Consider the following 11,352-nt stretch of genomic DNA (forward strand, 5'->3'; position numbering starts at 1 on the left):
CCTCCGGCGCGCGGCCGGGGCGGACGAGGAGGAACACCCGGGGACGCGGCCCGACCAGCGGGGTCCCGGCGGACGTGGACGGGATCGCCCGGTGAAACGGGGCCCGGCGGGAGATCGCCCCGCCGCCGGCGACGAGCCGCGCGGCGGCGGGGAAGTGGAACGTGGTTCTCGTGGCTCAGGCGAGGCCTCAGGCGGACCGGCCGCGCATCACGCCCCGTCCTCCCCCTCCGGGGCCGGAGCGCCGTCCTGGTCCCCGACGGGCAGCAGGAAGCCCTCCTCCACGAGCAGCCGGATCGCCTGCGGCGTGCGGTCCCGCAGTATCACCGGGTCCTCGCCCATCAGCTGACCGATCGCGTCCAGGATGCGGCCCGCGCTGAGGGTTCCGTCGCAGACCCCGGCGAACCCGGCGCCGACGTGGTCGACCCGGGTGGCGCGCCGCATGCCCCGGTTCTGCCGGAGCACGACGTGCTCCGGATCCTCGGCTCCGGGCAGACCGACCTGCTCCTGCACGACCTCGGGCGCGAGCGTGAACCGGTCGGCGAGCAGGGAGGCGTCGTCGTGGGTACGGAGGTAGTCCTGGCGCTCGAAGTGGGCGCGGACGGTGGGGCCGAGGGGCTGCTCGACCGGGTGCGGCCACTCCTCGACGACGATCGACGGCTCGACGGCGCCGGACGCCACGGCCGGGTTCCGCCGGATCGTGATCCAGCCGAAGCCCACCGCGCGCGTCCCGCGGGCCTCGAACTCGTCGAGCCAGCGCCCGTACGCCTCGCCGTACGCGTCCGGGTCCCCGCGGTGGTCGCCGCTGTCCCGCAGCCACAGCTCGGCGTACTGGGTGACGTCCTGGACCTCGCGCTGCACGATCCAGGCGTCGCAGCCCGCGGGCACCCAGGAGCGCAGCCGGTCCTGCCACTCCTCGCCGTCGACGTGCTGCCAGTTGGCGAGGAACTGGGCGTACCCGCCGTCGTTCAGCCGCTCGCCCGACTGCTGCACGAGCGTGCGGCACAGGTCGTCGCCGCCCATCCCGCCGTCCCGGTAGGTGAGCCGGGCGCCCGGGGAGATCACGAACGGCGGGTTGGAGACGATGAGGTCGTACGTGTCCCCGTCGACCGGCTCGAAGAGCGAGCCGGTCAGCAGCTCGGCCTCCCGGGCCCCGGAGAGCGCGAGGGTCAGCCGGGTGAAGTCCAGGGCGCGCGGGTTGAGGTCGGTGGCGGTCACCAGGGTGGTGTGCTGCGCGGCGTGCAGCGCCTGGATGCCGGAGCCGGTGCCGAGGTCGAGCGCGGAGGCGACGGGCGTGCGGACCGTGATGCCGGCGAGCGTGGTGGAGGCGCCGCCGACGCCGAGGACGACGGCCTCCTCGGCCTGGCGGCCGTCCTTGCCGCTGCCGCCCGCGCCGCCGACGGCGCAGCCGAGGTCGGAGACGATGAACCAGTCCTCGCCGTCCGGGCCGCCGTAGGGCCGGATGTCGACCGTGGCGGAGACCGTGTCGTCCTCGCGGACCACCCAGCCGTCGGCGAGGGCCTCGTCGAGCGGGAGCGCGGCGGCGGCCCGCTCGTGCCCGACGGACCGCTGGAGCAGGAAGAGCCGGACGAGGGTCTCCAGCGCGGAGTCGCCGCGGGTGGCGCGCAGCGCGGGCACGGTCTCGCTGCGCGCGAGCGCGGCGTAGGCCGGGGCGCCGAGGAGGTCGAGGAGACCGTCGGCGGTGAAGTCGGCGGCGAGCAGCGTCTCGCGCAGACGGACGGCGTGCGCGGGCACCGGGAGGCGGGGAGGCAGGCTGGTCGTACTCACCGCTCCATTGTGACGGCCGCCGACCCGGCGGCGTACGGCGGATCGCCGCTGCCACCGGGTCGGTCGGGTCACGCGGGCCGGTCGGGTCGGTCAGGCCCGGTCGGGTCGGGTCGGGTCGGTCGGGACGCTCAGGCCCGCTCGGGTCGATCGGGTCGCTCGGGTCGCTCGGGTCGCTCGGGTCGATCGGGTCGATCGGGTCGATCGGGTCGCTCAAGCCTGCCGGAGCTGCCGGAGCTGACGGAGCTGACGGGGCGTACGGGAGCCCTCGACGGCCCCGCTACTCCTCGGTCTTGGCCCGCGCGGTCGTCTTGCCGGCCGCCTTCGTCGTGGCCTTCTCCTTGGGCTCGGTGGATTCCGAGCCCTTGTCTGAGGAACCCGAGCTGGTGGGGCCCGGGTTCGGGGAGGCCGAGCCGCCGCCGTTCGGCGGGGTCGAGGCCGTGGGCTTCTGGCAGCCGGGCTGCTTGGCCATCGCCTGGCCCAGCTCGCCCTCCTCCAGCTTCGACAGCGCGTTCTGGTCCATCTTCTCGATCTTGGTCAGACCGTCGGCGACACCCTGGAGGCCGTCCGCGAACTTCTGCTGGTTCGTCGGGTCCAGCGCGTCGACCTGCTTCTTCAGGCCCTCGTAGGCCACCGCGGTCGCGTTCAGCTCCTTGATCGCGTCCTGCTGGACCTTCTCGCCGTTCTCGACGGGCGGGGCGCCGGCGCTCTCGACGGCCTTCGCCAGCGCCCGGTCGGCGTTGGCGATGTCCTGGAACGCCTTCGAGTCCGCGGCCTGGATCTCGGCGGGCTTGCTGTCCGCGGCCGTCGAAATGATGATCTGGTGGGCGTCGGCCCGCTTCTGGATCTGGGGCTTGGCCTGATCGCAGAACGTCTTCGCCCAGTCGTCCACCTTGTTGCCCTCGTCGTCGCTGCAACCGGACAGCGCGAGCACGAGTACCGCACCGCCGGACAGTGCGGCCGCAAGCTTCTTGTTCACCGGATCGGTTCCCTTCCAAGGCTCTCGGCCCCGGAACATACACGCCGAACGGGCTACTTCCACCTTTCGTGCGACGGATTCGTCCCGTATTGCAGTCTTTTGACCCAAGGGAGAGACGTCTCACGCATCCCGGACACGCCCGGGAATGAGACGGACACCACGTACGGACGGGCCGCACGGCCGCCGATCCGGACACCGCGTCAGGACACCGTCACCGAGCGCCTCTTGGACATCCGTACGGCGACCACGACGACCAGCAGGGCGAGCACCGCGACCGCCGCGCGGAGCCCGGCGCCGGCGTCGTCCCCGTATCCGAACTGCACGACCGCGGGCGCGATGAGCAGCGCGACCAGGTTCATCACCTTCAGGAGCGGGTTGATCGCCGGTCCCGCCGTGTCCTTGAACGGGTCGCCGACCGTGTCCCCGATGACCGTGGCCTCGTGCGCCTCACTGCCCTTGCCGCCGTGGTTGCCGTCCTCGACCAGCTTCTTCGCGTTGTCCCAGGCGCCACCGGAGTTGGCGAGGAAGACGGCCATCAGGGCGCCCGTACCGATCGCTCCGGCGAGGTACGCGCCGAGCGGTCCGACGCCCAGCGAGAAGCCGACCGCGATCGGTGCCATCACCGCGAGCAGCCCGGGCGTGGCGAGTTCGCGCAGCGCGTCCTTGGTGCAAATGTCGACGACCCGCCCGTACTCGGGCTTCTCGGTGAAGTCCATGATCCCGGGGTGCTCGCGGAACTGCCGCCGCACCTCGTGGACCACCGATCCCGCCGACCGCGAGACGGCGTTGATCGCGAGCCCCGAGAAGAGGAACACGACCGCCGAGCCGAGGATCAGGCCGAACAGGTTGTTGGGCTGGGAGATGTCCATCGAGAGGGTCAGCCCGTCCGCCCGCGCGCCGACCTCGGCGACCGAGGTGGCGATCGCGTCCCGGTACGACCCGAACAGCGCCGCGGCCGCGAGGACGGCGGTGGCGATGGCGATCCCCTTGGTGATGGCCTTCGTCGTGTTGCCGACGGCGTCCAGGTCGGTGAGGACCCGCGCCCCCGCGCCCCGCACGTCCCCGGACATCTCCGCGATGCCCTGCGCGTTGTCGGCGACCGGCCCGAAGGTGTCCATCGCGACGATCACGCCGACGGTGGTGAGCAGCCCCGTCCCGGCGAGGGCGACGGCGAACAGCGCGAGCATGATCGAGGTGCCGCCGAGCAGGAACGCCCCGTAGACGGTCAGGCCGATCAGGAGCGCCGTGTAGACGGCGGACTCCATGCCGAGGGCGACGCCCGCGAGGACGACGGTCGCGGGGCCGGTGAGCGAGGACCTTCCGATGTCCCTGACGGGTCGGCGGCTCGTCTCCGTGAAGTAGCCGGTGAGTTGCTGGATGAGCGCGGCGAGGACGATGCCGAGGGCGACGGCGACCAGGGCGAGGACCCGCGGATCTCCGGCGTGCTCGCGGATGCCCGGCTCGGTGACGCCCTGGAGCTCGGCGTAGGAGGAGGGCAGGTACGTGAACGCGGCGACGGCGACTCCGGCGAGCGAGATCACGGCGGAGACGAGGAACCCGCGGTTGATCGCGCTCATCCCGCTCCGGTCGGCGCGCCGCGGGGAGACGGCGAAGATGCCGATCACCGCGGTGATCACGCCGATCGCGGGCACGATCAGCGGAAACGCCAGGCCGTGGTCGCCGAAGGCCGCCTTGCCCAGGATGAGGGCGGCGACGAGGGTGACGGCGTACGACTCGAAGAGGTCGGCCGCCATGCCCGCGCAGTCGCCGACGTTGTCGCCCACGTTGTCGGCGATGGTGGCCGCGTTGCGCGGGTCGTCCTCCGGGATGCCCTGCTCCACCTTGCCGACCAGGTCGGCGCCGACGTCGGCGGCCTTGGTGAAGATGCCGCCGCCCACGCGCATGAACATGGCGATGAGCGCGGCGCCGAGGCCGAATCCCTCCAGGACCTTGGGCGCGTCGGCGGCGTAGACGAGCACGACGCAGGCCACCCCGAGCAGTCCGAGACCGACCGTGCACATGCCGACGACCCCGCCGGTGCGGAAGGCGATCCGGGTGGCCCGGTGGGCCACCTCCGTGAGGCTCCCGCCGGGTTCGCCCTCGACCGGCGTGGCCTCCCGGGCGGCCGCCGCGACCCGCACGTTGGCCCGTACGGCGAGCCGCATGCCGATGTACCCGGTGACCGCCGAGAACAACGCCCCGACCAGGAAGAACAGGGAGCGTCCGGCGCGCTGCGACCAGGTGTCGGCGGGCAGCAGCATCAGCAGGAGGAACACGGCGACCGCGAAGACGGCGAGGGTCCGCAGCTGGCGTGCCAGGTAGGCGTTGGCCCCCTCCTGCACGGCGGCGGCGATCTCCCTCATCCGCTCGGTGCCCTCACCGGCCCGGAGCACCTGGCGGGCGAGGAGCCGCGCGACGACCAGCGCGGCGAGGGCGACGGCGCCGACGACGTACACGATCGTCCGGTTCCCGCTCGTGAGCACCGCAGCGGCGAGAGAAGTGGGATCCATGGGGAGGGATCATAGGGAGACAAACCAGTACGTACGGGGATGCCGGAGCACCCCCGCGCGGATGCACCAACCGAACCCCCGGAATCCACCCCGGCGCGCGGCGGTGCCCCGGGCCGGGCTCGGCGCAATGAGAAGAGGCCCTGCGGGGCAGGGCCTCTTCTCATTGCGCACGAGTCGCAGTGCGGGCGGATCAGGACAACAGATCCGCCGCGTTCACCGGCCAGCTCATCCGGATGGTGCCGCCGTCCTCGCCGGCGCTCACCTCGACATCGTCGACGAGCCCGCGGATCACCGCGAGCCCCATCTCGTCCTCACCGTCGGCGTCGTCGAACTCCTCGGCGGGGGCCGCGGCCCGCGCGCCGGGGACGCCGACGGCATCGGCCGCCGCGACCCCCGCGCCCGGGACCTCGTCGCCGACCTCGATGGAGAACGTCTTCTCCTCCTCGGTCAGCACGACCCTGATGGGCGTCGACACGTCGTTGCTGCGGTGCAGCCCGACGGCGCGCGAGCACGCCTCGCCGACGGCGAGCCGCACCTCGTCGAGGACCGCCTCGTCCACCCCGGCCCGGCGCGCGACCGCGGCCGCCACCAGGCGGGCCGTGCGGACGTGCTCGGGCTGAGCGCTGAAGCGGAGTTCAACGGTGGCCATACGAACCCCCTGGGCTCAGTCGACGGCGTTGACGGCCTCGTCGACCGAGGTGTGGATCGGGAACACCTTGGTGAGACCCGTGATCCGGAAAATCTTCAGAATGCGCTCCTGGTTGCACACCAGACGCAGCGAGCCCTCGTGGGCACGCACGCGCTTCAGGCCGCCGACGAGCACGCCGAGGCCGGTGGAGTCGAGGAAGTCCACGCCCTCCATGTCGACGACCAGGTGGTAGCTGCCGTCGTTCACCAACTCGACCAACTGCTCGCGCAGCTTGGGCGCGGTATACACATCAATCTCGCCACCGACCTCGACGACCGTACGGTCGCCACCAGCGCCGGACACATTGCGAGTCGACAGGGACAGGTCCACGGATCCTCCAGCACCTTGCTATCGAACGATCGTTCTCCACTGGGTCTCCCGGGCGGAGTCAGGGAACTGATCGCCAGCCGCGATGGCATTCGATCACTTACCAGCAGCCATGCACGACGCCTTAGAGGCATTGTCCGTCATGGCAGTGACACACTCGGTGCCGATGGCAACCAATCAGCGCCCCCGCCGACCGGCCGGGGAGACGGGCAGCCGCCCCTCCCCCGGCATGGTCCTCGACCGGCTCTCCTCGGGCGAGAGCCGGGCCGCGCGCATCACTCATACGGAGCACATGCCCGCCCGGGAGGGTCGCCATGCAGTCTGGCCGCACCGCATCCGTCCGGAAGTGATCGCGGCGATCGAGTCGGCCGGAATCGACCATCCGTGGGCGCACCAGGCGGAGGCCGCCGAGCACGCCCTGGACGGCGAGAACGTCGTCATCGCCACCGGCACCGCCTCGGGCAAGTCGCTCGCCTACCTCGCCCCGGTCCTGAGCACCCTCCTGGACGGCTCGGAGGCACCGAACGGCCGCGGGGCCACCGCGCTGTACCTCTCGCCCACCAAGGCCCTCGCCGCCGACCAGCGGCGCGCCGTGCGCGAACTGGCCGCACCGCTCGGCAACCGGATCCGCCCCGCCGTCTACGACGGCGACACCCCCGTCGAGGAACGCGAGTGGGTCCGCCAGTACGCGAACCACGTGCTGACCAACCCCGACATGCTGCACCGGGGCATACTCCCCTCCCACCCCAGGTGGGCCTCCTTCCTGCGCGCCCTGCGCTACGTCGTGATCGACGAGTGCCACACCTACCGGGGCGTCTTCGGCTCCCACGTCGCCCAGGTGCTGCGACGTCTGCGCCGGATCTGCGCCCGGTACGGCTCCGAGCCGGTCTTCCTCCTCGCCTCGGCGACCTCCGCCGACCCCGCCGTCGCCGCCGGCCGCCTCACCGGCCTGCCGGTCACCGAGGTGTCCGACGACGCCTCCCCACGCGGCGAACTGGTCTTCGCCCTGTGGGAGCCGCCGCTGACCGAGCTGCACGGCGAGCGCGGCGCGCCGGTGCGCCGCACCGCCACCGCGGAGACCGCGGACCTCCTGACCGACCTGACCCGCCAGGGCGTCCGCTCGGTCGCGTTCGTACGCTCCCGGCGCGGCGCCGAGCTGATCTCGGTGATCGCCCAGGAGCGGCTCGCCGAGACCGACCGCTCCCTCGCCCGCCGGGTCGCCGCCTACCGCGGCGGCTACCTCCCCGAGGAGCGCCGGGCCCTGGAGCACGCCCTGCACTCCGGCGAACTCCTCGGCCTGGCCGCCACGACCGCCCTGGAGCTGGGCGTGGACGTCTCCGGCCTCGACGCGGTCCTGATCGCCGGCTACCCGGGCACCCGGGCCTCGCTGTGGCAGCAGGCGGGCCGCGCCGGCCGCTCGGGCGGGGGCGCCCTGGCGGTCATGATCGCCCGCGACGACCCGCTCGACACGTACCTGGTGCACCACCCCGAGGCGATCTTCGACCAGCCGGTCGAGTCGACCGTCCTGGACCCCGACAACCCGTACGTCCTCGCCCCCCACCTCTGCGCCGCCGCGTCGGAGCTGCCGCTGACCGAGTCCGACCTGGCCCTCTTCGGCCCGGCCGTGCCCGACCTGCTGCCCCAGCTGGAGGGCGCCGGACTGCTCCGCCGCCGCTCCACCGGCTGGTACTGGACCCGCCGCGAGCGGGCCGCCGACCTCGCCGACATCCGGGGCGGTGGCGGCAGCCCCGTGCGGATCGTCGAGGCGGGCACCGGCCGACTGCTCGGCACCGTCGACGAGGCCGCCTCCCACGCGGCCGTCCACGAGGGCGCCGTCCACCTCCACCAGGGCCGCACCTACCTGGTGCGGGAGCTGGACCTCAAGGACTCCGTGGCACTCGTGGAGGAGGCCGTCCCGCCGTACTCCACCACCGCCCGCGACACCACCTCCATCGCCGTCCTGGACACCGAGACCGAGATCCCCTGGGGGGCCGGCCGCCTCTGCTACGGCTCCGTCGAGGTCACCAACCAGGTCGTCTCCTTCCTGCGCCGCCGTCTGATCACGGGCGAGGTGCTCGGCGAGACCAAACTCGACCTGCCGCCCCGCACCCTGCGCACCCGGGCCGTGTGGTGGACGGTCACGGAGGACCAGCTCGACGCCGCCCGGATCACCCCCGAGATCCTCGGCGGCGCCCTGCACGCCGCCGAACACGCCTCCATCGGCATGCTGCCGCTCTTCGCCACCTGCGACCGCTGGGACATCGGCGGGGTCTCCGTACCGCTGCATCCCGACACCCTGCTGCCCACCGTCTTCGTGTACGACGGCCACCCGGGCGGCGCGGGCTTCGCCGAGCGGGCCTTCCACACGGCCCGGGCCTGGCTGACCGCCACCCGCGAAGCCATCGCCTCCTGCGAGTGCGAGGCGGGCTGCCCGTCCTGCATCCAGTCCCCGAAGTGCGGCAACGGCAACGACCCCCTCCACAAACGCGGCGCGGTCCGCCTGCTCACGGAGATCCTCCGCGAGGCCCCGGAGCCGGCGCCGGAGACGGCCCCGCCCGGGACCTGACCTCCGGTCGGTAGGGGCCGCGCACGACCCGGGCGGCCACCTCCGCGAGGTCGCCCCGCACGGCGCAGCCCACCAGCTCGGCACCCTGCGCCGCGGCCACCCGCGAGGCCGCGGCACAGGCCTCCGCCTCGCCCCACAGCGCCCGGTCGGCGGCGGCGAGCGCCGCCAGGTCGGCCGCCCCGCCGGCCCGGTGCCGGGCCGCCACCGCCTGCCCGAGCGCGAGCACCGCCCCGAACACCACACAGAGCGCACAGGCCGCGAAGGCCACCCACACGGTCGCCATACCCCGCTCCCCCGCCCGCGTCCGGCCCGAAGCACGGCCCAGGAACCGTCCCCAGGCCCATGCCCGGCCACGCAGCCGTCGTCCCCCGCCCCACGCCGGGCCCCGGGCGCGGTCATCGGAGGTCATGGCGCGTCGCCGTCCGCCGGGGCGGGTGGTGCCGGGACGGGTGGCGCCGGGGCGCCGATCGTGGTGTCCTCCGCGAGCGCCGCCGCCTCCGCCCGGAGGGTCACTCCCATGCCCCCGGGGCCCGGCGCCGAGGCCTCCACCGTGACCCGCCACAGGTCCCCCGACCGCGTCACCGCGACCCGCGCGCCCTCGGGCGCGGCGGTCCGCGCGGCCGACTCGGCCGCGGCCGGGGGCTCGGCGCGGGCCGCGACCCGCGCTCCTGCCCGCGCCGCGTCCACACAGCGGATCTGCGCGGCGGCGGCCGCGAGCCCCCAGAGCAGGGTGACCGTGAAGAGGGCGAGGACGGGCAGCACCAGCGCCGCCTCCACGGTCACGAACCCCCGGTCAGAACGGCGCATCGAGAGCCTTGCCGATCATCGACTCCAGCGCCCCCGAGACCGTCCCGCTGGTCACGATCTTGTACAGGACCGCGGCGAACCCGGCCGCCGCGATCGTCCCCACCGCGTACTCGGACGTGGTCATCCCCGCGTCCCGGCGCGCCGCGTCCCGCCGCGCCCGCGCCCGCGCCCGCGCCCGCATCCGCGCCTGACGCCCCATCGCCGCACTCACTCCCATGCCGACCTCCTCAACTCGTCGTGCTCGTGGTTCTCGTGGTTCTCGTGGTTCTCGTGGTTCTCGTGGTTCTCGTTCGCTTCGTTCGCTTCGATCGCGCCGTTCACCGTGCGTCCGGCTCAGCCGCCCCCTCCGTCCAGGAGCCCCGCCGCCAGGCCGATCACCACCGGGGCCACTCCCACCGCCAGGAAGGCCGGCAGGAAGCAGAGACCGACGGGTCCGCTGATCAGCACCTGCGCCCGGCGGGCCCGGGTGGCCGCCGTCCGGGCCCGGGCCGAGCGCAGCGCGGCCGCGTGCCGGGCGACCGCCTCCGCCGCGGGCGCGCCCGAGGAACCCGCCCGCTCCAGGCACCGCGCGAGGCCCACGGCGCCCGGTAGCGCGCCGAACCTCCGCCACACCTCGGCCGGGGCAGGCCGCCAACAGATCTGCGGCCAAGGGCAGATGGCGGGCCGCATCGTCGTCGGTGTCCACCGGCGCCGCGGACCGGCCGGCGGTGCGCCGCCGCATCGCCACGGCCACCACCCCGGCGGCCACCAGCGCGCCCAGCGCCCCGAACAGCACCCAGCCGAGCCCCGCCGCCCCGAGGGGCGCCAGCCAGTGCCCCGCCCACCGCGGAGGCCCCGCACGGGCCTTCCGCCGCGGCGGGCCGGAGGCGGGCAGCAGGCCTCTCCAGCGCCGCCGCACCCCGCGTGCCCGGCGTCGGGCCACCAGCTCCCGTACCCCCAGCTCGCAGGCAAGGAGCGCGGCCACCGCCAGCGCCGCCATCCGCACGGCCCCACTCATGCCCGCTCCCCTCCGCGCACGATCCGCGCGGCCCACCACAGTCCGGCCGCCTCCAGTGCCCCGCCCACGACGAGGCAGCCCAGACCGGCGGGTGTGTGCAGCAGCACCCGCAGCGGGTCCGCGCCGAGAGCGGCGCCCAGGGCGACACCCGCCAGCGGCAGCACCGCGAGGACGACCACCGTCGCCCAGGCCCCGGCCAGTTCGGCGCGCAACCGCTCGCGCTGCTCGCGGTGCTCCCGCAGCGCCGCTTCGAGCCGGTCGAGCCCGGCGGCCAGGCCCGCGCCGCCGTCCACGGCCACCTGCCAGCAGGCCGCCATCCCCGCGAGCCCGTCGGCGCCGTCCTGGGCGGCCGCCCTCCGCAGGGCCGCCGGCACGTCCCCGCCGAACCGGGCCGCCGCGAGCACCGCCGCCTCCTCCGCACCGAGGGCGCCCGTCTCCCGGGCCGCGAAGGACAGCGCCTGCCCCGGCTGCCAACCTGCTCTCAGCTCCCCCACGACGGCCCCGCACAGGGCCACCACGCGCTCACCCCGCGCCTCGCGCTCCCGCCGCCGTCCGGCCTCCCGCAGCCGCCGCGCGACGAGCGGCACCGCGACCGCCCCCGCCACCAGCGGAAGCGGCGACTCACCGAACACCGCGACGACTCCCGCCGCCGGCAGACACAGCCAGGCGTGACGCCCCCGGAGGGCCGCCCACCCG

At 74.3% G+C, this 11,352-nt stretch carries 10 protein-coding genes and 1 pseudogene; 1 reads left to right on the forward strand and 10 read right to left on the reverse strand.

Annotated features, from left to right (window positions below; genetic code table 11):
* Positions 1 to 207 precede the first annotated feature (207 nt).
* The 5 genes from EAO70_RS15940 to EAO70_RS15960 form a co-directional block, all read right to left on the reverse strand.
* Positions 208 to 1,785, reverse strand: a complete 1,578-nt coding sequence (locus EAO70_RS15940) for a methyltransferase (protein WP_148003641.1) — start codon at positions 1,783 to 1,785, stop codon at positions 208 to 210.
* A 277-nt stretch (positions 1,786 to 2,062) separates the two neighbouring features.
* Positions 2,063 to 2,761, reverse strand: a complete 699-nt coding sequence (locus EAO70_RS15945) for a small secreted protein (RefSeq protein ID WP_148003642.1) — start codon at positions 2,759 to 2,761, stop codon at positions 2,063 to 2,065.
* Positions 2,762 to 2,961: 200 nt separating this feature from the next.
* The gene (locus EAO70_RS15950; RefSeq protein ID WP_148003643.1) at positions 2,962 to 5,271 is read right to left on the reverse strand and encodes a sodium-translocating pyrophosphatase; all 2,310 of its coding nucleotides are present in this window, start codon (positions 5,269 to 5,271) and stop codon (positions 2,962 to 2,964) included.
* 190 nt (positions 5,272 to 5,461) lie between these two features.
* Complete coding sequence (locus EAO70_RS15955; RefSeq protein WP_148003644.1) at positions 5,462 to 5,920, reverse strand: ATP-binding protein; 459 nt, start codon at positions 5,918 to 5,920, stop codon at positions 5,462 to 5,464.
* A gap of 15 nt (positions 5,921 to 5,935) precedes the next feature.
* Positions 5,936 to 6,289, reverse strand: coding sequence for an STAS domain-containing protein (locus tag EAO70_RS15960; RefSeq protein ID WP_015034520.1), 354 nt, complete (start codon positions 6,287 to 6,289; stop codon positions 5,936 to 5,938).
* Positions 6,290 to 6,371: 82 nt separating this feature from the next.
* On the opposite strand from EAO70_RS15960, the gene EAO70_RS15965 reads away from it, so the two are divergent.
* Complete coding sequence (locus tag EAO70_RS15965; RefSeq protein WP_148003645.1) at positions 6,372 to 8,852, forward strand: DEAD/DEAH box helicase; 2,481 nt, start codon at positions 6,372 to 6,374, stop codon at positions 8,850 to 8,852.
* Here the strand turns inward: EAO70_RS15965 and EAO70_RS15970 are convergent.
* From EAO70_RS15970 to EAO70_RS15990, 5 genes and pseudogenes are all read right to left on the reverse strand, one after another.
* Complete coding sequence (locus tag EAO70_RS15970; protein ID WP_148003646.1) at positions 8,791 to 9,135, reverse strand: Rv3654c family TadE-like protein; 345 nt, start codon at positions 9,133 to 9,135, stop codon at positions 8,791 to 8,793. The genes EAO70_RS15965 and EAO70_RS15970 overlap by 62 nt on opposite strands.
* 122 nt (positions 9,136 to 9,257) lie before the next feature.
* Positions 9,258 to 9,659 carry a TadE family type IV pilus minor pilin gene (locus EAO70_RS15975; protein WP_148003647.1) on the reverse strand — a complete coding sequence of 134 codons (402 nt, stop codon included), beginning with the start codon at positions 9,657 to 9,659 and terminating at the stop codon, positions 9,258 to 9,260.
* Positions 9,646 to 9,876 (reverse strand): DUF4244 domain-containing protein, encoded by a 231-nt coding sequence (locus tag EAO70_RS15980; protein ID WP_410091281.1) that lies wholly within the window; start codon positions 9,874 to 9,876, stop codon positions 9,646 to 9,648. Before EAO70_RS15980 ends, EAO70_RS15975 begins: the two co-directional genes overlap by 14 nt.
* Before the next feature lie 116 nt (positions 9,877 to 9,992).
* Positions 9,993 to 10,656: pseudogene (locus EAO70_RS15985) on the reverse strand (type II secretion system F family protein).
* The coding region (locus tag EAO70_RS15990) for a type II secretion system F family protein (protein ID WP_148003702.1) at positions 10,653 to 11,352 on the reverse strand (700 nt) is incomplete at its 5' end. The gene EAO70_RS15990 and the pseudogene EAO70_RS15985, both read right to left, overlap by 4 nt.

The organism is Streptomyces sp. adm13(2018) (assembly GCF_008042145.1).
Taxonomy (GTDB): domain Bacteria; phylum Actinomycetota; class Actinomycetes; order Streptomycetales; family Streptomycetaceae; genus Streptomyces.